General features: G+C 69.7%; 19 protein-coding genes and 1 pseudogene. 13 read left to right on the forward strand and 7 right to left on the reverse strand.

Annotated features, from left to right (window positions below; genetic code table 11):
- Window positions 1-60: 60 nt before the first annotated feature.
- The 3 genes from ACYP33_RS07000 to ACYP33_RS07010 form a co-directional block, all read right to left on the reverse strand.
- Window positions 61-2,541 (reverse strand): c-type cytochrome, encoded by a 2,481-nt coding sequence (locus tag ACYP33_RS07000; RefSeq protein WP_459620610.1) that lies wholly within the window; start codon window positions 2,539-2,541, stop codon window positions 61-63.
- The gene (locus ACYP33_RS07005; protein ID WP_459620612.1) at window positions 2,531-3,034 is read right to left on the reverse strand and encodes a (2Fe-2S)-binding protein; all 504 of its coding nucleotides are present in this window, start codon (window positions 3,032-3,034) and stop codon (window positions 2,531-2,533) included. Before ACYP33_RS07005 ends, ACYP33_RS07000 begins: the two co-directional genes overlap by 11 nt.
- Before the next feature lie 122 nt (window positions 3,035-3,156).
- A complete protein-coding gene (locus ACYP33_RS07010) occupies window positions 3,157-4,308 on the reverse strand; it encodes an FAD-dependent monooxygenase (protein ID WP_414444481.1) in 1,152 nt (383 codons plus the stop codon).
- 288 nt (window positions 4,309-4,596) lie between these two features.
- Here ACYP33_RS07010 and ACYP33_RS07015 point away from each other — a divergent pair, with 288 nt between their 5' ends.
- The 5 genes from ACYP33_RS07015 to ACYP33_RS07035 all read left to right on the forward strand — a co-directional run bounded on the left by ACYP33_RS07015 (window position 4,597) and on the right by ACYP33_RS07035 (window position 10,353).
- On the forward strand, window positions 4,597-5,349 hold the full coding sequence (locus ACYP33_RS07015) for a maleate cis-trans isomerase family protein (protein WP_414449940.1): 753 nt from the start codon (window positions 4,597-4,599) through the stop codon (window positions 5,347-5,349).
- An 11-nt stretch (window positions 5,350-5,360) separates the two neighbouring features.
- Window positions 5,361-6,197: an alpha/beta hydrolase gene (locus ACYP33_RS07020; RefSeq protein ID WP_459620614.1), complete on the forward strand. Its 837-nt coding sequence runs from the start codon at window positions 5,361-5,363 to the stop codon at window positions 6,195-6,197.
- A gap of 47 nt (window positions 6,198-6,244) precedes the next feature.
- The gene (locus ACYP33_RS07025; RefSeq protein WP_414449942.1) at window positions 6,245-7,285 is read left to right on the forward strand and encodes a 2,5-dihydroxypyridine 5,6-dioxygenase; all 1,041 of its coding nucleotides are present in this window, start codon (window positions 6,245-6,247) and stop codon (window positions 7,283-7,285) included.
- A 25-nt stretch (window positions 7,286-7,310) separates the two neighbouring features.
- Window positions 7,311-7,991 (forward strand): isochorismatase family protein, encoded by a 681-nt coding sequence (locus tag ACYP33_RS07030; protein ID WP_414449943.1) that lies wholly within the window; start codon window positions 7,311-7,313, stop codon window positions 7,989-7,991.
- An 82-nt stretch (window positions 7,992-8,073) separates the two neighbouring features.
- A complete protein-coding gene (locus tag ACYP33_RS07035; RefSeq protein WP_459620617.1) occupies window positions 8,074-10,353 on the forward strand; it encodes a xanthine dehydrogenase family protein molybdopterin-binding subunit in 2,280 nt (759 codons plus the stop codon).
- An 18-nt stretch (window positions 10,354-10,371) separates the two neighbouring features.
- On the opposite strand, the gene ACYP33_RS07040 is transcribed toward ACYP33_RS07035, so the two are convergent.
- Window positions 10,372-10,815 (reverse strand): MarR family winged helix-turn-helix transcriptional regulator, encoded by a 444-nt coding sequence (locus tag ACYP33_RS07040; RefSeq protein WP_414444475.1) that lies wholly within the window; start codon window positions 10,813-10,815, stop codon window positions 10,372-10,374.
- Window positions 10,816-11,312: 497 nt separating this feature from the next.
- Between ACYP33_RS07040 and ACYP33_RS07045 the strand changes: the two genes are divergently transcribed.
- The gene (locus ACYP33_RS07045) at window positions 11,313-12,620 is read left to right on the forward strand and encodes an MFS transporter (RefSeq protein WP_459620619.1); all 1,308 of its coding nucleotides are present in this window, start codon (window positions 11,313-11,315) and stop codon (window positions 12,618-12,620) included.
- A gap of 292 nt (window positions 12,621-12,912) precedes the next feature.
- Here the strand turns inward: ACYP33_RS07045 and ACYP33_RS07050 are convergent, their stop codons facing one another.
- Window positions 12,913-13,239, reverse strand: a complete 327-nt coding sequence (locus ACYP33_RS07050; protein WP_414449946.1) for a DUF4148 domain-containing protein — start codon at window positions 13,237-13,239, stop codon at window positions 12,913-12,915.
- A 213-nt stretch (window positions 13,240-13,452) separates the two neighbouring features.
- Window positions 13,453-14,319 carry a LysR family transcriptional regulator gene (locus ACYP33_RS07055; protein WP_459620622.1) on the reverse strand — a complete coding sequence of 289 codons (867 nt, stop codon included), beginning with the start codon at window positions 14,317-14,319 and terminating at the stop codon, window positions 13,453-13,455.
- Window positions 14,320-14,469: 150 nt separating this feature from the next.
- On the opposite strand from ACYP33_RS07055, the gene ACYP33_RS07060 reads away from it, so the two are divergent.
- From ACYP33_RS07060 to ACYP33_RS07085, 6 genes are all read left to right on the forward strand, one after another.
- Window positions 14,470-14,904, forward strand: a complete 435-nt coding sequence (locus ACYP33_RS07060) for a VOC family protein (protein ID WP_459620624.1) — start codon at window positions 14,470-14,472, stop codon at window positions 14,902-14,904.
- 58 nt (window positions 14,905-14,962) lie between these two features.
- A complete protein-coding gene (gene pxpB / locus ACYP33_RS07065) occupies window positions 14,963-15,775 on the forward strand; it encodes a 5-oxoprolinase subunit PxpB (protein ID WP_459620625.1) in 813 nt (270 codons plus the stop codon).
- A complete protein-coding gene (locus ACYP33_RS07070; RefSeq protein WP_459620627.1) occupies window positions 15,772-16,722 on the forward strand; it encodes a 5-oxoprolinase subunit C family protein in 951 nt (316 codons plus the stop codon). The genes pxpB and ACYP33_RS07070 overlap by 4 nt, the downstream gene beginning before the upstream one ends.
- The gene (locus ACYP33_RS07075) at window positions 16,712-17,506 is read left to right on the forward strand and encodes a LamB/YcsF family protein (protein ID WP_459620629.1); all 795 of its coding nucleotides are present in this window, start codon (window positions 16,712-16,714) and stop codon (window positions 17,504-17,506) included. The genes ACYP33_RS07070 and ACYP33_RS07075 overlap by 11 nt, the downstream gene beginning before the upstream one ends.
- 61 nt (window positions 17,507-17,567) lie before the next feature.
- Window positions 17,568-18,899, forward strand: a complete 1,332-nt coding sequence (locus ACYP33_RS07080) for an MFS transporter (RefSeq protein ID WP_459620631.1) — start codon at window positions 17,568-17,570, stop codon at window positions 18,897-18,899.
- A 36-nt stretch (window positions 18,900-18,935) separates the two neighbouring features.
- The gene (locus ACYP33_RS07085; RefSeq protein WP_459620633.1) at window positions 18,936-19,748 is read left to right on the forward strand and encodes a putative hydro-lyase; all 813 of its coding nucleotides are present in this window, start codon (window positions 18,936-18,938) and stop codon (window positions 19,746-19,748) included.
- A 19-nt stretch (window positions 19,749-19,767) separates the two neighbouring features.
- Here ACYP33_RS07085 and ACYP33_RS07090 read toward each other — a convergent pair whose 3' ends face one another.
- Window positions 19,768-20,700 (reverse strand): hydroxymethylglutaryl-CoA lyase, encoded by a 933-nt coding sequence (locus tag ACYP33_RS07090; RefSeq protein ID WP_459621062.1) that lies wholly within the window; start codon window positions 20,698-20,700, stop codon window positions 19,768-19,770.
- A 434-nt stretch (window positions 20,701-21,134) separates the two neighbouring features.
- On the opposite strand from ACYP33_RS07090, the pseudogene ACYP33_RS07095 reads away from it, so the two are divergent.
- Window positions 21,135-21,422 (forward strand): annotated as a pseudogene (locus ACYP33_RS07095) (mechanosensitive ion channel protein); the annotation flags it as partial.

Raw genomic sequence — 21,422 nt, forward strand, 5'->3', positions numbered from 1 at the left:
GCCAGCCGGTGCCGTCGTGGTGGCCCCGGCCGTCGGTGGAGAGAAACCGGTCCGCCGCGTTCAATGTGCCGCTCCTTGCGCGCGAATCCGCGCCGATGCCGCTTCGAGATCGCGCCACGCCGGTTGGTCCGGCGCGTAGCGCTTGCGGATATAGGCGGCGAGTTCGGCCATCTGGCGGTCGTCGAATTCGTCGCGGAAGCCGGGCATGTAGCCGAGCGCGGCGGTGGCCGGCTGCGCGATGCCGTTCTGCAGCACGCGCAGCAGGTTGTCGGGGTTGGCGTGGCTGACGCTGGTGTTCAGCCCCATCAGCGGCCGCACGCCGAAGTGCCCCACCCCGCCCGATTCGGCGTGGCAGACCGCGCAGGCCGCCTCGAACGTGCGCCGGCCGTTCTCCATGCCGAGCGTGGACACCGTTTCCGCGCCGCGCGAAGCCACCGCGGCCGCGGCGGCCGTGGCGGTGGCGTCGTCCACATGCGGCGACAGCGACGCGAGGTAATGCGCCATCGCCCGCACGTCGCCCTCGGGCAACTCGGCCAGGCCCGCCACGACCGGCGCCATCGGCCCGACCGCCACGCCGTGCTCGGGCGAAAAGCCGGTGCGCAGGTAGCGGAACAGCGCGTCCTCCGTCCACGGCACCGGCGCGGCGTGCGAGGCGGCCACCAGCGCGGGCGCGTCCCAACCCTCGGCGCTGCCGCCCGTCAGATACGCGAAGCCGCCCTTTTCGGCGCCGAGCGCGTTGCGCGGCGAATGGCAGGCGCTGCAATGGCCGGCGCCATCCACCAGATACTTGCCGCGATTCCACTGCGCCGAGCGCGCCGGGTCGGGCGCGTATGGCGCGTCGTCGTGATAGAGCCAGTTCCAGCCCGCCACCAGGCGGCGCTGATTCATCGGGAACGGCAGCCGGGTGGCCGGCGGCGCGGCCTTCACGGCCGGTTGCGACATCAGATACGCGTAGAGCGCCAGCAAGTCCGGCTCGCTGAGTTTGGCGAACGCCGTGTACGGGAACGCCGGGTACAGATGGCGGCCGTCGCGCGAGATGCCCTCGCGCATTGCGCGCGCGAACGCCGGATAGGACCACGAACCGATGCCGGTTTCCGGATCGGGCGTCAGGTTGGTCGAATAGATCGTGCCGAACGGCGTTTCGAGCGGAAAGCCGCCCGCGTTGGTGCGCCCGCCGGGCGCGGTGTGACAGACGGCGCAGTCGCCCGCGATCGCCACCAGCCGCCCACGTTCGATCGTGTCGGCGCTCCAGACCTGCGCGCCCGAAGCCGAGCCGGCCGGAATCGGTGCGATCGGCGCGGGGCCGGGCAGCAGCGCGCCGGCCAGCCCGATCAGGCCGCCCACCACGCCGCCGATGCCGCCGCCCTTGAGCCAGCGCCGCCAGCGCGCCTGCGGCGACGGTTGACGGCTCACCACGGCGCGATAGCCCTCGTGCGTGGCCAGCGCCGCGCGCACCGCGCGCGCATCGAACGGCGGCGCGCGAAAGCGCACGCCCGTCGCGTCGTAGAGCGCGTTGGCGATCGCCGCGGCGGCCGGCGCGGCAGCGCGTTCGACGCGCTCACGTTCGGCATCGTCGAGCGCGGCGAATTCGGTGGTCAATTGCGAGGCGTCGGTCTCTCCCGCCGGCGCGGCCACCAGTTCGTGCGCCAGCGCCGTATCGGCGGCGCTTTCGTCGTAAGCGCTACGTGCCGTATGGCGCACACCGAGCACGCGCGAGACCGCCGCCTCGATCTGCGCGGCGGCCAAACCCGCGCCGCGCGCGCCGTCCGCGCCAGGTTCCCCGGCACCCTGCCCGGCCACCACGCGGCGCAGCGCGATGTCGCCGGTCGCGGGGTTCACGTCGATGTCGACGACCCAGGCCGTCCAGTCGGGGCGTGTATCGAGCGGGCGGGCCGGATTGGATAGTTCGTTATCTGAAACATCGGCGTCGTCGGGCGCAGCCTGCCGCTGCCCGTCGAACGCAAAACCGCGCCCACGCAACCAGGGCGATGCCGGCAACGTGGCCGCCGGCGCCTGCCATTGCGCACGCTCGGTCACCATGCGGATCACTTCGTGCGCGCCGGCATCGCCGACCGGATCGAGATGGCGCAGCCGCAGCTCGACCGGATCGACGTGCAACTCGGTCGCGCATTCGTCCACGCCCGATTCGCGCGCGAACGCATGCGCATGGGCCGGAATCCGCCGCGCCGGGTCTTCCACCTCGACGCGCGCCTCGGCATGGCGATAGACGAACGGCAGCGGCACGTCGCCGGCCAAGCCGCTCGCCGGCACCGGGCGCGAACGCGCGTCGCCCTCGGCCGACGCGAGCCGCGCGCGGTATTGCCAGCTCGCCAGCGTGCCCTGCGCGGACAGGCCCGCATCGACCGACAACGTCGCGCTCAGGCCATCGCCGGCCGGCCAGCCGTATTCGGCGCGCCGATGCGAGACGAGCGGCAACGCACGCGCCGGCGCTGGGTTCGCGATAGCCGGGCGCGGGCCGGCGACGCTCGCCACGTCGTGCTCGCCCTCGCCTTCGTGACGGACTGCCGGATCACCGTTCATGGTCGTGTTGCAGATAGCGCGCCGCGCGATGCACGGCCCGCACGATCTCGAGATGGGTGCCGCAGCGGCACAGATTGAAACGCAGCGCGTCGTGGATCGCCGCGTCGTCGGGGGCGGGATTGCGGTCGAGCAGCGCCTTGGCGCTCATGATCATGCCGTTCAGGCAGTAGCCGCACTGGGCCGCCTGTTCGTCGATGAACGCGCGCTGGATCGGATGCGGGGCCTCGGCCGTGCCGAGCCCTTCGAGCGTGACGACCTCGTGACCGCAGACCGCGCCGGCCGGCACCACGCACGAGCGCGTGGCCTGCCCGTCGACCAGCACCGTGCACGCGCCGCACTGGCCGAGGCCGCAACCGTATTTCGGGCCGTTCAGCTCGAAATCGTTGCGCAGCACCAGCAGGAGGGGCGTATCGGGTGCGGCGCCGGGCGCGCTGCGCTCGTCGCCGTTGACGCGGAGCGCGAGCGGCCCCGCCGATTGGCCGGAATGCGACATGACTGACCCGATTCAAGATGCCGACGCGCGACGGGCGCGAACCGGCAGGCAACCTCGCGCGGCCGGGCCGCGCGATGCCGTTATACCTCGCCGAAATTCCGGCCGGGGCGAAGCCGTGCCGATCAGCTCGCCACGGCTTCCTTGGCGGGCGCTTCGAGCGGCACGTCGAACACGTCGTAGCCGAACACCCAGGCCGGGTCCTCGTTGGTGCGCAGCCAGGTGTTGTTGTGCGACACCAGTTGCACCTTCGAGGCGCGCGCGGCGCGGTTCGCCTCGTACAGCGCGAACGCGTTGGTGTAATCGGCCACGCCCACTTCGTCGAGGCAGCGCGCCAGCATCGCGGCATCCTCGATCGCCATCGCCGCGCCCTGCGCCATGTGCGGCTTCATCGGATGGCAGGCATCACCGAGCAGCACCAGGCGGCCACGGCTCCAAAGCGGCAGCGGATCGCGTTCGAGCAGCGGCCATTTGGTGATCGACGGCGACACGTCGATCAGATGCTGGATGTCGGAGTGGAAACCGGCGAACGCCTCGCGCATCTCGTCGCGGCTGCTGTCGACCATCGACACGCCGGCCGGCCACTCGGCCTGCGGCACGCCGGTTACGTAGTAGTACTCGTCACGCGCTTCGGTCACGTAGTAGACCATCATGTGGCGGTCGCCCGACCACCACTTGACGCACATGTCGTACGGCTTGTTGTTCAGCAGCGAGGCCGGGAACACGGCGCGGTGCGCGACGTAGCCGGTGTAGCGCGGCGGTTCGGCGCCGAGCAGGTGCTCGCGCAAGCGCGAGTTGACGCCGTCCGCGCCGATCGCGATGTCGGCCGTCTCGACCGTGCCGTCGTCGAACGTCAGGCGCACGTCGCTGCCGGTGTCCTCGATCGTCGTGAGCTTCTTGCCGAACACGATCGTGCCCGGCGTGACGGCCTGCGTCATCAGCGCGTGGAAATCGCCACGGTGCACCGTCAGGTAGCTCGCGCCGTAGGTCTTCAGTGCGAAATCGCCGAGCGGGATTTGCGACATGACCTCGGCCGTGATGCCGTCGCGGCTGTACCAGAAATCGGGATGCGAACCCATCGCTTCGAGTGCGTTCTCGCAGCCGATCTTGCGCATGATCTTCATGACGTTCGGGCCGAGGTGGATGCCCGCGCCGAGGCGCGAGAACGACGGCGCCTGCTCGTAGAGCTTCACGTCATAGCCGCTGCGTTGCAGCAGCGCGGCGGCGGCGGTGCCGCCGAGGCCGGCGCCCACGATCGCGATACGGGGTTGCTTCATCGGAATCTCCTGTTCTGAGTGGCCGGCGGCAGGACCGTCGCGGCGGCGGATGGGTTAGGGTTAAATCAAGCGTACACACTGCAAAATATTCGCACAAGCGAAAATTTTCAGGCACCGCCACGCAGCATATCCCGCACCAATAATGCACATTCATGCTGCATACAAGGGATTTCCCGGGGGTTCGGGAGGTTTTTGATACGTTGTGAAATTCAAACGTACACGCTAGACTTTGCTTCACTTTCGGCAACCGCCCCCGCGCCGCTGCCGCTCATCGCCCAAGGAGCCAAGATGACCCGAACCTTCCGCATCGGCCAGATCGTGCCGAGCTCGAACACCACGATGGAAACTGAAATTCCCGCGATGCTGCGGCTGCGCGAATCGATTCGCCCCGAGCGCTTCACGTTCCATTCGAGCCGGATGCGCATGAAGAAGGTGGTCAAGGAGGAACTGGCCGCGATGGACGCCGAATCGGACCGCTGCGCCGTCGAGCTGTCGGATGCGCGCGTGGACGTGCTCGGTTATGCCTGCCTGGTCGCGATCATGGCCATGGGCCACGGCTATCACCGCGTCTCGCAGGAGCGCCTGACACGTCACACCGCCGAGAACGGCGCGCAGGCGCCGGTGCTGACCAGCGCGGGCGCGCTGGTCGACGCGCTGAAGGTGATCGGCGCGAAGAAGATCGTGGTGGTGGCGCCCTACATGAAGCCGCTGACCGAACTGGTGGTGGACTACATCCGTAATGAGGGCTACGAAGTGATCGCCTGGCGCGCGCTCGAAATCCCCGACAACCTCGACGTGGGCCGCCACGATCCGGCGCGCCTGCCCGACATCGTCAAGTCGCTGCCGTACCAGGACGCCGATGCGATCGTGCTGTCGGCCTGCGTGCAGATGCCGTCGCTGCCGGCCGTGGCCAAGGTCGAGGCGATGACCGGCAAGCCGGTGATCACCGCCGCGATCGCCACCACCTATTCGATCCTGCGCGAACTCGATCTAGAACCGATCGTGCCCGGCGCCGGCGCGCTGCTGTCGGGCGCCTACTGAACGGAGCCGCGATGACCTCGACCTACCTGTATGGCGCGAACGTGCATGCCAACGGCATCCGCCAGCACTACCTGCGCTACGGCGGCGCCACCGGCGAGCGCGCCGGCCGCCCGGCCGTGATTCTGATTCCCGGCATTACCAGCCCGGCGATCACCTGGGGCTTCGTCGGCGAGGTGCTCGGCGCGCGTTTCGACACCTACGTGCTCGATGTGCGCGGCCGCGGCCTGTCGTCGGCCTCCGACACGCTCGACTACAGCCTCGACGCGCAGGCGCACGACGTGGCGGCGCTGGCCGCCGCGCTCGGGCTCGAGCGCTTCGCGCTGGTCGGCCATTCGATGGGCGCGCGCATCGCCGCGCGCGCCGCGCTGCATATCGAGCATGGCCTCGCCTCGGTGGTGCTGGTCGATCCGCCCGTGTCCGGCCCGGGCCGCCGTGAGTACCCGGGCAAGCTGCCGTGGTATGTCGATTCGATGGCGCTGGCCCGCGCCGGCACCGACGCCGAAGGCATGCGCGCGTTCTGCCCCACCTGGACCGAAGAGGAACGCCGCTTGCGCGCCGAATGGCTGCACACCTGCGACGAGCGCGCCATGCTGGCCTCTTACGAAGGATTCCATACCGATGATTTCCACGCCGACGCCGCGCAACTGCGCGTGCCGTCGCTGCTGATCACCGCCGAGCGCGGCGACGTGGTGCGCGACGAGGACGTGGCCGAGCTGCAACGCGCCACGCCGGCGATGGGCCACGTGCGCGTGCCCGACGCCGGCCACATGATTCCGTGGGACAACGCGGCCGGCTTCTACGCGGCCTTCGGCGATTTCCTCGGCGCACCGCTCGCGGCGAGCGCCTGAGCGCCCGACGAAACCGAACCGCCCGACCTCTTGCAACGGAGCCGACCATGCCGATTAACGACGCCCAACTGATCGACGCGTGGAAACACGTGCTGACGCTGTCCCGCCTCGAAGCGGGCCAGACCGTGACGATCCTGACCAGTACCGCCACCCATCCGCAAACGCTGCAATGCGCGCTGATCGCCACGCAGCAGATGGGCGCGATCGTGAACCGCCTCGACCTGCCGCCGGTGAACGGCGACAAGGCGTTCAGCCGCGATTCGCTGGCCTATCTCGGCACCACGCCGCTCACCGGCAATCGCGCCGCGATCGCCGCGCTGAAGGAAAGCGACCTGGTGCTCGACCTGATGACGCTGCTGTTCTCTCCCGAACAACACGACATCCTCAAATCGGGCACCAAGATCCTGCTGGCGGTCGAGCCGCCCGAAGTGCTGATGCGCATGGTGCCGACCGAGGCCGACCGCACGCGCGTGCTGGCCGCCGCCGCGAAAATCTCCGCTTCGCGCGAGATGCGCGTCAGCTCGCCGGCCGGCACCGCGCTGGTGTGCCCGCTCGGCGATTTTCCGCCGACCGCCGAATACGGCTTCGTCGACGAGCCGGGCCGCTGGGATCACTGGCCGAGCGGCTTCGCGCTGACCTACCCGAACGACCGCACCGCGCACGGCACCATCGTGATCGACCGCGGCGACATCCTGCTGCCGCAGAAGCACTATGTATCCGAACCGATCGCGCTGACCGTGGAGAACGGCTACGCCACACGCATCGAGGGCGGCGTGGACGCCGCGCTGCTGCGCGACTACATGGAAACCTTCAACGACCCCGAAGGCTATGCGATCTCGCATATCGGCTGGGGCCTGCAGCCGCGCGCGCGCTGGTCGACGCTCGGCCTGTACGACCGCGAGGCCACCATCGGCATGGATGCGCGCGCGTTCGAGGGCAACTTCCTGTTCTCGCTCGGGCCGAACAACGAGGGCGGCGGCAGTCGCACCACCACCTGCCATATCGACATCCCGCTGCGCCACTGCACCGTCCAGCTCGACGATCAGGTCGTGGTGCGCGACGGCCGCGTGCTGTTCCCGGCCGCCTGAACCGCTTTATCGAGGATTCCCAAGCATGTCCAGCTCACTTGAACTGTCGCATCACGCCGAAAGCGGCGTCTATCGCCAGCAGGGTTTCGGCACGCCGCTCGCGCCGGCCGGCAACGTCGGCCTGCTGATCGTCGACCTGGTGGTCGGCTTCGCCGATCCGGCCACGTTCGGCGGCGGCAACATCCCGGCCGCGATTGCCCGCACCGAGCAGGCGCTCGCGATCGCCCGCGCGCGCGGCTGGCCGGTGGCGCACAGCAGGATCGTCTACGCCAGCGACGGCAGCGACGACAACGTGTTCTCGCTGAAGGTGCCCGGCATGGCCACGCTGCACGAGGATCACCCGAACAGCCAGATCGTGCCGGAACTGACCCCGGCCGCCGGCGAACTGGTGGTGCGCAAGCAGGTGCCGTCGGCGTTCTTCGGCACGCAACTCGCGCCGTGGCTCACGCAGCGCGCGGTGCGCACGCTGCTGGTGGCCGGTGCCGTGACCAGCGGCTGCGTGCGCGCCAGCGTGGTGGATGCGATGTCGTTCGGCTTCCGTCCGTTCGTGCTCGCCGATTGCGTGGGCGACCGCGCGATCGCGCCGCACGAAGCCAACCTGTTCGACATGGCGCAGAAGTACGCGGCCGTGCTGCCGCTCGACGACGCCATCGCCGCGATCGACGCCGCTCAATTGGCCCAATCGGCCCAGGCCGCGCGTGGTTGACCGGCCGTTTTTGGCCGTCTAGATTGCCGGATGCGGGCGCACGCGCCCGCCGCCTTTCCCCTCTTCAGCGGACCCCGCGCCCGTGAACCGTTCCGAACTGCTCGCACGCGACGGCTGCCTGGCCGTGATCCGCCGCCCCGCTCCGCCCGTCAAGCCGGCCCCCGGCCAGCCCGGCAGTTTGTCGTCCTACACGCCCGACGTGCCGGAAGTGTTCGTCGCCGTGCTCGACGACGGGCGCGTCCTCGCGTTCAACGGCCACGTCGATCTCGGCACCGGCATCCGCACCTCGCTCGGCCAGATCGTGGCCGAGGAGCTGGATCTCGCGCCGGCCCAGGTCTCGATGCAGCTCGGCCACACCGCCGCGACGCCGAACCAGGGGCCGACCATCGCCAGCGCCACCATCCAGATCTCGGCCACGCCGCTGCGCGCGGCCGCGGCGCAGGCGCGGCGCAAGCTGCTCGAACTGGCGGCCGCACGGCTCGATGCGCCGCTCGACACGCTGAATACCGACCGCGGCTTCGTGTTCGTCGGCAATCCGAACGATGCCGACGCGCCGCGCCTCGCTTACGCCGAACTCGTGGCCGGCGCGCGCCTCGCGCTCGAACTCGACCTCAAGACCCCCGTCAAGGACCCCGCCACCTATCGCGTGATCGGCCGCTCGGCGCCGCGCGTGGATTTGCCGGCCAAGGCCACCGGCCAACTGACGTTCGTGCACGACATGCGCGTGCCCGGCATGCTGCACGGCCGCGTGATCCGCCCGCCCTACAGCGGCCTCGACAGCGGCCCGTTCGTCGGCCACTTGCTGGCCGGCGTCGAGCGCGAATCGGTCGCGCACCTGCCCGGCATCGTCGCCATCGTGACGCGCGGCGATTTCGTGGGCGTGGTGGCCGAGCGCGAGGAACAGGCGATCCGCGCCGCGCGCGAATTGCGCGTGCGCTGGCACCCGTTGCCGCCGCTGGCCTCGTTGGCCGACCCGGGCGCGGCGATCGCCGCCGCGCCGGCCACGCGCCGCCCGCTGCTCGACGAAGGCGACGTCGAGGCCGTGCGCAACGAAGCCGACACGATCACGCTGTCGCGCACCTATGTGTGGCCGTACCAGCTTCACGGCTCGATCGGGCCGTCGTGCGCGCTGGCCGACTATCGCGCGCCGGGCGACGGCCGCATCACCGTGTGGTCCGGCACGCAGAACCCGGTCACCTTGCGCTACGACCTCGCCACGCTGGCGGGCCGCGACGAAGCCGACATCGACATCGTGCGGATGGAAGCGGCCGGCTGCTACGGCCGCAACGGCGCCGACGACGTGTGCGGCGACGCGCTGCTGCTGTCGCAGGCCACCGGCCGCCCGGTGCGCGTGCAACTGACGCGCGCCGACGAACATTTGTGGGAACCGAAGGGCACGGGGCAGGTGGTGAACGTGACGGGCACCGTGAGCCGCGACGGCCGCCTGCTCGGCTACGACTTCACCACGCGCTACCCGTCGAACGACGCGCCGCTGCTGGCCTCGCTGCTGACCGGCGCGGTGCCCGCCACGCCGCGCGTGTTCGAGATGGGCGACCGCACCGCCGTGTCGCCGTACGACAGCCCGAACCGCCGCTTCGTTTGCGAGGATCTCGCGCCGCTGGTGCGCTCGTCGTGGTTTCGTGGGGTGTCCGCGCTGCCGAACTCGTTCGCGCACGATTCGTTCGCCGACGAATGCGCGGCGCTGGCCGGTGTCGATCCGCTCGAATTCCGTCTGCGCCATCTGTCCGACACGCGCGCGGCCGAACTGCTGCAGGCGATCGCCACGCGCGCGGGCTGGGTGGCGCGGCCACGCCATGCCGCGCCGTCGGACGAACGCATCGTACACGGTCGCGGCATCGCCTATGCGCGTTACGTGCACAGCCGCTTTCCCGGATTCGGCGCGGCGTGGTCGGCGTGGATCGTCGACCTGACGGTGGACCGCATGACGGGCGAGGTGCGCGTGGAGCGCATCACGGTCGGTCAGGACACCGGAACGATGATCAACCCCGATGGCGTGCGCCATCAGATCCACGGCAACGTGATTCAGGTGTTGAGCCGCTCCCTGAAGGAGCGCGTGCGCTTCGTCGACGGCAAGGTGGCCACGCGCGAATGGGCCAGCTATCCGATCCTGACGTTCCCCGAACTGCCGGCCGTGGACGTTGTGCTGATGCCGCGCCAGGGCGAACCGCCGCTCGGCGCGGGCGAATCGGCGTCGGTGCCCGGCCCCGCCGCGCTCGCCAATGCGATCCACGACGCGACCGGCGTGCGCTTCTGCGCGCCGCCGTTCAATGCGGAAACGATACGGGAAGGATTGCGCGCGGCGGGCCGCCTGATCGAGGCCGAAACGGCGCCGGCGCGTTGATTTGAGAAGGCGCGGAGCTTATTCGGCGTCGCCCTGCAGCATCTTGTCGAGCAGGTATTGCAGCGCGACGCGCTCGCCCACGTTCAGCGCGCCGTAGGTGCGCTCGGTCACCTGCTTGGCGAATGGCACGGTGCGATCGATCAGCGCCGAGCCCGAAGCGGTCGCGCGCACCATCAGCTTGCGGCCGTCGCTCGGATCGGGCATCACCTCGATCAGCGAACGTGCCTTGAGGCGCTCCACCACGCCGCGGATGGTCGCCTGATCGATCGCCGTGGTCTTGACGATGTCGTTCAGCGAACAGCCCTTCTTTTCCTTGACGGTGCAGAGCGTGACGAACTGCGCCGCGGTCAGGTCGGAATCCGGAATCGCCTCCTGGAAAATCGCGACATGACGCTGATACGCGCGCCGCAACAGGTGGCCGATCTGGTCGTGAAAGTCATACGAATCTTTGGAGGACGACATGAACGGCAGCGGCCCGAAGGCCCGAAATCGAAAGACGGGAAGTGTACACCCTCGACTTTTGGATTTTCGGCCAAACCGGCGCGCCACCTCGAATCGATCAAACCTCCCATCGCCGAGCCGCATTTCAAGCCGTGCCAGCACGATCGCCGTATTTCGACCTGCGGGCAGGCACGAAAGATGCATGATTTCCCCATACATCAATTCATGATGTACACGCTTCATTTTCATGCGTAACCGCACAATCGGAGTGCAACGGAATGGGCACTTTCCGTGCGCGCCGCACCGTTCCGGCATGGATGAAAACACCTAGTAATTCAGGGCATCCCGCGACGGACAAGCGTTTCCGAAACGGCTTTGGCGAGCACCTCGAAGCCGGGCAATTTTGTAGTGTGTACGCTCATTAAATGGCGTGATATACAGAATCCGGGCGTCATCGCGCAAGTGACCGCGGCGACCGGCTTCCACCCAACCCGACCTATTCGACCAGGGGCAGTCCCATGTCAACCACTCATCCGAACGCGGCCTTGTCGGCCGACACGGCGCAGCACGCGGCGCTCTACCGCAAGGTCACGATTCGCCTCGTCACGATCTTCTGTCTCTGCTATTTCGCGGCCTACCTGGACCGCATCAACATCGGTCTCGCCAAGCTGCAGATGCTCGATGCGCTGAAGTTCAGCGACAGCATCTACGGGCTCGGCGCGGGCCTGTTCTTCGCGGGCTATATTTTGTTCGAAGTCCCGAGCAATCTGGTGCTGCAACGCGTGGGCGCCAAGCTCTGGATCGCGCGGATCATGATCACCTGGGGCATCCTGTCGGGCGCCACGCTGTTCGTGCACACGCCGATGCAGTTCTATATCGTGCGCTTCCTGCTCGGCGCGGCCGAGGCCGGCTTCCTGCCGGGCGTGCTGCTCTATCTGACGCAGTGGTATCCCGACGCGCGCCGCGCGCGGATCGTCGCGCTGTTCATGGTGGGCCTGCCGCTGTCGAGCATGATCGGCAGCCCGATCTCGGGCTGGATCATGCGCTCGTTCGACGGCGTGCACGGCATGGGCGGCTGGCAGTGGCTGTTCCTGCTCGAAGCACTGCCGTCGATCATCCTCGGCTTCGCCGTGCTGCGCTGGCTGCCGAACACGATCGAATCCACGCCGTGGCTCGACGCCGGCGAGAAACAGGCGCTGCGCGCGAACCTCGACAGCGATCCGGAAGGCAACAAGAGCCATGCACTGGCGCGCGCCTTCACCGATCCGAAGGTCTGGGCGCTCGGCATGATCGACCTGTGCGTGCTGCTCGGCCTGTATGCCGTCAGCTTCTGGCTGCCGACCATTCTGCGCGACACCGGCGTGAAGGACACCTATCAAATCGGCTGGCTGATGGTGATCCCCAACGCGGCGGCCGTGCTGGCCACGCTGTATTGCGGCGCCAGCTCGGACCGCACCCGCGAGCGCCGCTGGCACATCGTGGTGCCGTTCGCCGTGGCGGCCGTGTCGCTGGCGATCGCGGCGTCGTCCTCGCACGGCACGCTGATGACGCTGGTGCTGTTCTCGCTCGTCAACGCCGGTGCGGCGGCGGCGATGCCGGTGGTGTGGTCGCTGCCGTCGATGTTCCTGAAGGGTGCAGCGGCCGCGGGCGGCATCGCGTTCGCCTGCTCGCTGGCGAACCTGGGCGGCTTCGGCAGCACCTACTTCATCGGCTGGCTGCGCGACACGTTCCATTCGCAAAGCGCCGGGCTGTACGGCTTCGCCGTCTGCATGCTGGTGGGCTGCGCGCTGGCGCTGGCCTATCCGAAGCAGCTCGTGAACCGCTGATCGAATAAAAAAAACGGGCGGCGAAAGCTCGCCGCCCGCACAACACACTCTCACTTCAACCACCGATACCACACACACGTACTACACCGTTTCGCTACGGGAACGACAGGGACGACAGGTACAACGGGGGACTTCAGTTACAACCCAACACCGGCTTGCTGCGGTACTGCCTGCCACTCGCTACGTACTGCCGGTTACCACCTTTCACCGCACGTCGCGCGGCGCCTCGAACCCGATCATTTCGCATGACTGAACGATCGGGGAGCGCCTGCCGCGACATATTCCGCTTCGCTTACGGATGGGCGTACATCGCGTTCCAGTCCGCCTTCGAGACGCCACGGCCGGCCGGGCTGCCCGATTGAACCCGGTTGCTCACGCCACCGTAGCCGCTCGTGTCGCCGCCGTTCATCGCGGCGACCTTGCGTTCCGCGGCCTGAATGTCGTCCGGGTAGTTCGGATCGGCGCCGGCGCCGGGACGCCAGCCGGCCTTTTCCAGTTGCACCAGTTGGGCGCGCACTTCGGCACGCGTCACGGGGCCGTTCGATTGGGCCTGGGCAAATGAAGCAACGGGCACGACGAGCGCGGCGGCAACGGCAACAGCTTGAATAAGGTTCTTCATGATCGATACCTCCTGGGTTTGTGCATTCGGTCGACTGTGTTGCTCAACCGATGGACGAAGTGTAGGCCGGTCGATCCCTAGGGTTAACACCTAAATCGTGATTACAGAGTTCCTCGATTCAGAACAATAAGGCGCGAGGCCCGGTGTAGTAAGGCTCCCAGCCCGATTCACCCGTGCCGTTGCGCTCGCCAGCCTTTCAATGCTTTCGGAACCTCACGCGCCGGCGGCCGCCGCGACGCATTCGGCGAACGTCGTCACCGCCGCCGGCCGCTCGCCCGCCGCGCGTTCCACGTAGCCGATCTCGCGCGCCGGCACCTCGCCGTCGAGCGGCAGCACCGCCACCGTCTTCGGAATCCGCAACGCCGCGGCCTGCGGCACCAGCGCCACCCCTACCCCGCGCCCCACCAGTTCGACGATCGCCTGCAGTTCGTCGAGTTCCACCACGTCCTGCACGTTGATGCGCTGCTTGCGCAGCCAGCGCTCGACCAGCCGCCCGCCGAACGAATTGCGGTCGTAGCGCACGAATGGCTCGCTCTTGAGCAAGGCGCGCCAATCGTCGTGGCGCTGCGCGCGCGGCACGAGCAGCGCGAACGGCTCCTGCGTGAGCGCGCGCCAGCGCAGTTCGGCCGGCAGCGCGAACGGCGGCTTGATCAGCACCGCACCGTCCACCTCGCCCGAATCGACCTGCGCCAGCAGGTTCAGCGACACGCCCGGGATCACCCGCACGCGCCAGCCCGGCGCGCGCTCGCGAAACAGCGCGATGGCCTGCACCAGCAGCAGCGTCTGCGCCGAAGCGATCGCGCCGATCCGCAGCAAGCCGGTGTCCTGCTCCGCGCCGCCCTCGTCGGCCAGCCGCGCGTAGGCGGCCAGCAATTCCTCGGCGCGCTCCACGGTGCGCCGCCCGGCCGCGTTCAGCGTGGCCGAGCGCCCGGTGCGGTCGAACAGCGCGAAGCCGAGTTCGTCCTCCAGCCGCTGGATCTGCGCGCTGACCGCCGACTGCGTCAGCCCGACCTGCGAACCGGCGCGCGCGAACGTGCCGTAGCGCACCACGGAAAGAAAGGTTTTCAGCTCGCGAATCATGGTCGATTAATCAAAAAAATTTGAGGTAAGTCACAAAATATATCGTTTTCCAGCGAATTTTGTCATACCTAGACTGTTTCTCATGCCGCGTGACACGGTTGGCGAATCCGCCGCCGGCACGCTCCCCACTGGCTCGATACGGAATACGCCATGAGCAATACGACCCTTTCCCAGCCGCCGTTCCATCTGGCGTTCCCGGTTCACAGCATCGCCAGCGCGCGCGAGTTCTACGGCGATCTGCTCGGTTGCCCCGAAGGCCGCAGCTCGGCCGAATGGGTGGACTTCAATTTCTACGGACACCAGATCGTCGCCCACCTCGCGCCCGACGAATGCGGCCATCGCCACACCAGCGCCGTGGACGGCGACGCCGTGCCGGTGCGCCACTTCGGCGCCGTGCTGTCGATGGCGCAATGGGAAGCGGCAGCCGACAAGCTGAAGGCCGCCGGCATGAAGTTCATCATCGAGCCGCACGTGCGCTTCAAGGGCGAAGTGGGCGAGCAGGCCACCATGTTCTTCCTCGACCCGTCGGGCAACGCGCTCGAATTCAAGGCGTTCGCGAACATCGAATCGCTGTTCGCCAAGTAAGCGCGACGCGGCGGGGCCGTGCGCCCTCGCCGGTTTTCCCACACCTCCGGCCGCTGCCATGACCCGCCCCACTGACGACGATCGCCCCGCCCCGGCCGCCGCCGAGCCGTTGACCGAGGTTCGCTGGACGCTCGCGCCCTCGGGCGAGCGCCTGCTGATGGTCGATCTGCACGCGCCAGACCTGCGCCGCGCCAATCTGGCCGCGCGTCATGCGGCGGCGGCCATCGCGCAGGCGCGCCTGCCGTTCGTGGTGGATATCGTGCCGGCGATGGCCACGGTCGGCATCCATTACGCGCTCGAACGGGTGCCGTTCAAGCGCGCCGATGCCTCGCCGTACGCAGTGGTGGAGCGGCTGATCGGCGCGTGCCTCGACGCGGCCTGGCAAGGCGGCGACGCCACGGCCGATGCCGCGCGGCAAGCGAACGCGTCGAGCCGCATCGTCGAGATTCCGGTGTGCTACGGCGGCCTGCACGGCCCCGATCTGGCGTGCGTCGCGCAGTCGTGCGGCCTGTCGGAATCCGAACTGATTCGCCTGCACAGCGACACGCTGGTGGACGTCATGATGCTCGGCTTCGCGCCGGGCCACCCGTATCTCGGCCTGTTCGATCCGGCGCTGGCGGTGGCGCGGCGCGCGACGCCGCGCACCTCGGTGGCGTCCGGCTCGGTGGGCCTCGCCAACCGGCAATCGGTGATCTATCCGACCGTGCTGCCGGGCGGCTGGAACGTGATCGGCCGCACCCCGCTCGCGCTGTTCGACGCCGAGCGCGACGCGCCCTGCCTCGTCACGGCCGGCGACCGCGTGCGCTTCGTGCCGATCGACGAGGACACGTTTCGGGCTGCCAACGAACACGCCCCGAGGAGAGCCGCATGACGATCGAAGTGATCCGCCCCGGCGCGCTGTCCAGCTTTCAGGATCTCGGCCGCACCGGTTACCAGCATCTCGGCGTGCCGGCCAACGGCGCAATGGACGAACACGCGCACCGGCTCGCCAACGCGCTGGTCGGCAACGCGCCCGGCGACGCCACGCTCGAAATCACGCTGACCGGCCCGACGCTGCGCTTTCATCGCGCGGCGGTGATCGCCGTATGCGGCGCGGATCTCGATGCCTGGCTCGACGACCAACCGCTGCCGCGCGATCGTGCGACGGTCGCGCCGGTGGGCAGCACGCTCGGCTTCGAGCGCCGCCGCAGCGGCGTGCGCGCGTATCTGGCGGTGCGCGGCGGCTTCGCGCTGGCCACGCCGATGGGCAGCGCCAGCACCGCGCTGCGCGCCGGCTACGGCGGCCTGCGCGGCCGCGCGCTGCGCCGTGGCGACACGCTGGCGATGCGCGAACGCTATCCGTCGTTCCGCGAACGCGACGGCTTCGGCCCGGTGTTCGCCGACGGCGTGCTGCGCGAGGCTGGCGAACCGCTGCGGATCGTGGCCGGCCGCGAATGGGCGCGCTTCACCGGCGACGCGCACGCCACCCTGCTCGGCAGCGCCTATCGCGTGTCCGCGCAATCGGATCGGATGGGCTACCGGCTCGAAGGCGCGCCGCTCGCGCTGGCCGCGCCGTTCGAGGCCGCCTCGGAAGCGCTCGCGTTCGGCACCGTGCAGGTGCCGCCCGACGGCCAGCCGATCGTGCTGATGGCCGACCGCCAGACCACCGGCGGCTATCCGAAGATCGCGCAGGTGTGCGCGGTCGACCTGCCGCGCCTCGCGCAAGCCTCGCCCGGCGAGGCGCTGCGTTTCGAGCGGATCGAACTGGCCGACGCGCAGCGCCTCGCGCTCGCGCAGGCACGCGGCTTCGCCGCCTGGGAGCAAGGCCATGCGCACTGAACTCGATTTCAACAGCGACCTGGGCGAGAGCTTCGGCATCTACCGGCTCGGCGACGACGCCGCGGTGCTGCCGCATGTCAGCTCGGCCAATATCGCCTGCGGCTTCCACGCCGGCGACCCGCGCACCATCGCGCGCACCGTGCAGGCGGCCCGCGCGGCCGGCGCGGCGATCGGCGCGCATCCGGGCTTCCCGGATCTGCCCGGCTTCGGCCGCCGCGACATGCAACTGAGCGCCGACGAGCTGTACGCGATCACCGTCTACCAGGTCGGCGCGGTCAAGGCGTTCGCCGAGGCGGCCGGCGTGCGGCTCGCGCACGTCAAGCCGCACGGCGCGCTCTACAACCTCGCCGCGCGCCGCCGCGAGATCGCCGAGCCGATCTGCGCGGCGGTGCGCGATGTGGACCCCGCGCTGGTGTTCTACGCGCTGGCCGGCTCGGTGATGGTGGACGCCGCGCGCGACGCGGGCCTGCGCGTCGCGCAGGAAGTGTTCGCCGACCGCACCTACCAGGACGACGGCTCGCTGACGCCGCGCGGCGACCCGCGCGCGTTGATCGCCGATGCGGACACCGCGATCCGCCAGGTGTTCAGCATGCTGCGCGACGGCGTGGTGCATTCCGTGAACGGCGTGGCGATCCCGATCGAACCCGACACGCTCTGCATCCACGGCGACCAGCCCGGCGCGGCCGCGTTCGCGCAGCGGATTCGCGCCGCGCTCGACGCGGCCGGCATCGCGGTGCGGCCGCCGGCATTCGATCCTCACGGCGCGCTCGCCGTCACGCACTAGTTTCATCGCTTCGCCCGATCCCCATGCCGGCACCCCGGCCAGCCATTAATCAGGAGTCCAGATGTTGAACGCAAGCACGGCAGAGCTTCAGGCGGCGCCGCTGGAACCGGACGCATCCGGCGCCACCGCCCGCGCGATCGCACGCAAGGCCGCGCTGGCGGCAGCGGCCGGCACGGCGATCGAATACTACGAATTCGGCGTGTACGGCTACATGGCGGCGCTGATCGGCCCGCTATTCTTTCCGGCCGACAACCCCACCGCCGCGCTGCTGTCGATCCTCGCGATCTTCGGCAGCGCGTTCCTGATGCGGCCGATCGGCGGCATCGTGCTGGGCCGGCTCGGCGATCGCGTCGGCCGGCGCGCCGTGCTGCTGGTGACGGTGATCGGGATGGGCGTCGCCACCGCGGCGGTCGGCCTGCTGCCCACCGCGGCCACCGCCGGCGTGGCCGCGCCCATCGCGCTGCTCGCGGCGCGGCTCGCGCAGGGCTTCTTCTCGGGCGCCGAAGTGACGGGCGCGGCGGCCTATCTGGCCGAATCCGCACCGCGCGGCCGGCGCGGCTTCTACGGCGCGTTCACGCCGGTGGGCGTGGCGATCGGCGGCGCGCTGGCGGCGATCGTCTGCAGCCTGACCACCGCGTTCGTCGGCGCGGAGCAGATGCATGCGGGCGGCTGGCGCATTCCGTTCCTGATGGCGATCCCGTTCGTGCTGCTGTCAGCGCTGATCCGCAAGCGCGTCGACGAATCGGTGGCGTTCCGCCAGGCCGCCGCGCGCCACGAGCCGGCCAAGGCGCCGCTCGCCGAGGTGTTCGCGCGGCATCGCCCCGCGCTGCTCAAGGTGTTCCTGATCTCGTTCGGCCAGAACGCGGGCTACTGGGTCGGCTTCGTGTTCATGAACATCTACCTGACCACCTACCTCAAGTACGACAAGGTGAGCGTGTTCGCGCTGATGGCCTGCATCAGCCTGGCGATGGCCGTCATGATGCCGCTGTGGGGCGGGCTGTCGGACCGCATCGGGCGCCGCCGCGTGCTGATCGCGGGCTTCGTGGGCTACGTGGTGCTGATCTTCCCGATGATGGTGCTGATGAACCAGCACAGCTTCGCGCTGGCCGCGCTCGCGATGTTCGTGGTGGCGCTGCCGATGCCGGCCGTGCAATCGGTGGGCTACCCGACCTACGCCGAGCAATTCCCGACGCGGGTGCGCTACACCGGCATGGCGTTCAGCTTCAACTTCGGCGCGATGCTCGGCGGCGGCGTGACGCCCTACCTCGCCACCGCGCTGATCGGCGCGACCGGCAACCTGATGTCGCCCGCGTTCCTGCTGGTGGGCGCGATGCTGATCGGCGGCGTGGCGCTGCTGGCGATGCGCGAGACGGCCAACGCCGCGCTCGACTGATCCGACCAACCCCTCGACGCCAGCCGGCTGGAGACCATGACCGAGATCGCTTCCCCGCCCCCGCCCGAGGCGGCCCTGAACACGCCGCACGGCGCGCGCCTGGCGTTTCGCGCCGGCTACGACGGCAACACCAGCGGCGCGGCCCCGGGCCACGCGCAGGGCAACCTCGTGATCCTGCCCGCCGCCTACGCCGACGACTTCGCCGCCTACTGCCGCGCCAACCCCGTGCCGTGCCCGCTGATCGGCATGACCGAGCCGGGCGACCCGCGCCTGCCCGAGCTCGGCGCCGATCTCGACCTGCGCACCGACCTGCCGCGCTATCGCGTCTGGCGCGACGGCGTGCTGGTGGACGAGCCGCGCGAGATCCGCGCGCTGTGGCAGGACGATTTCGTCGGCTTCGTGATCGGCTGTTCGCTGTCGTTCGAGTTCGCGCTCGAACAGGCCGGGCTGCGCGTGCGCCACGTGGACGAGCGCAAGGTCGTGCCGATGTATCGCAGCGCGCTGCAGACCGTGCCGGTCGGGCCGTTTCGCGGGCCGACCGTGGTGTCGATGCGGCCCTACACGGCCGAGGAGACCGCGATCGCGTTCGAGGTGTGCGCGAAGCTGCCGGGCGCGCACGGCGCGCCGCTTCATGTCGGCGACCCGGCCGCGATCGGCATCGCCGACGTGAGCCGCCCCGACGAGGGCGAACCAACCGAGATCCGCGCCGGCGAGCAGCCGGTGTTCTGGGGCTGCGGGGTCACGCCGCAGGCGGCCGTGATCGAGGCGCGGCCGTCGATCTGCATCACGCACGCGCCGGGCTACATGCTGGTGTGCGATCCGCGCGTGGAGGCGTTGCGATTGGTTTGATGGGTCGCAGGCGCACGTCTCACGCGCAGGCCACCGCCGCCGCGCTTCGCGCCTGCCACGCCCGCGCGGCCCGCGACACGCCGGGCCGCCCGAGCGCGGCCGAGATGGTTTCGCCGGCCGCCACCAGCCGCCCCAGATCGATGCCGGTTTCGATCCCCAGCCCGTCGCACAGATAGACCAGATCCTCGCTCGCCAGGTTGCCGGTGGCGCCCGGCGAATATGGGCAGCCGCCGATCCCCGACACCGACGCGTCGAACACGGCCACCCCGGCCTGCAGCGCCGCGAACACGTTCGCCACCGCCATCCCCCAGGTGTCGTGGAAGTGCCCGGCCAGCGCGGCCACCGGCACCTCGCGCACGCAGGCGTCGAGCATGTGCCGGGTGGCCAGCGGCGTGCCGCGCCCGACGGTGTCGCCGAGGCTGATCTCGTGGCAGCCCATCCGGTACAGCTCGCCCGCCACGGCGGCCACCTGCGCCGGGGCCACCTCGCCCTCGTACGGGCAACCGAGCACGCACGACACGTAGCCGCGCACCGGCACGCCGGCCTGCCGCGCCTGCTCGATCACCGGCACGAAGCGCGCGAGGCTCTCGGCGATGCTGCACTGGATATTCGCCCGCGAGAAGCTTTCGGACGCCGCCGCGAACACCGCCACCTCGTCGCAGCGCGCCGCCAGCGCCGCCTCCAGCCCGCGCAGGTTCGGCACCAGCGCCGACAGCACCGCATCGGCGCGGCCCGCCGCGTTGGCCACGCCAGCGAGCACCTGCGCGCCGTCGGCCATCTGCGGCACCCATTTCGGCGACACGAACGAGGCGGCCTCGATATGCCTGGCGCCCGCGTCGAGCAGGCGTTCGATCAGGCCGATCTTGGTTGCGGTCGCAACGAACGCCGCTTCGTTCTGCAGGCCGTCGCGCGGGCCGACCTCGACGAGCTTCACGCGCGCCGGAAGCGGCACGCCGCTTGCGTCAGGCACGCGGCGTGCGCCGGGCGCGGTTGCATCGCGCGGTTGGGGATGGTCGGGTTGCATGGTGTCGTCCTCCGGAACGGGTCGTTGGCATGTCGGTCATCGGCGGGCGCACCGGGCCCCGCGCACCGACTATCGTCCGGCCCGGCTCGCGCGGCAAGGCACGGTTCGCGGCGACAGTGGCGCACTGTCATGGTGACAGCGGCCGGGGCAAGGCAGCGAAGCGAAGCAGCGAAGCGCGTTCTCGCGAGTGCCCGACAACCCTGACGATTTCCTTTCATCGCCAGCCGCCCGAACGCCTGCGCCGGCTTCGCCCGCACGCCCCGCGCTGCGTGCGGAACCAAACGGGTTCGGACGCAATCATGTTAACGTCCTGCCACCGCCTTCCAGACGGGCCGCCGTGCCGCGTGCCCCATTCACACCCTATGCGACAGATCCTGATCGGCTGGCTGCTCGCCATTGTCGTCTCGGCGGCCCATGCCGCCGCCCCTGCCCCGGCATCCGCAAACTCGGACGCCGTGCCGCCGCTCACCCCGCAGCAGGCCCAGCAAGCGCTTTCGGTGCTCGAGAACGTGCATCAGCGCACGCAGTTCGAAGCCACGCTGCGCGCGATCGCGGCGGCCGGCGCCTTGAGCACGCCCGTGCCCTCCAGCGCAGCATCGGCGGCCAGCGCCAGTTCGGCCGCGTCGGCCGCCGCGGCCTCCACGCCCACG

Source organism: Burkholderia sp. 3C, from assembly GCF_054589155.1.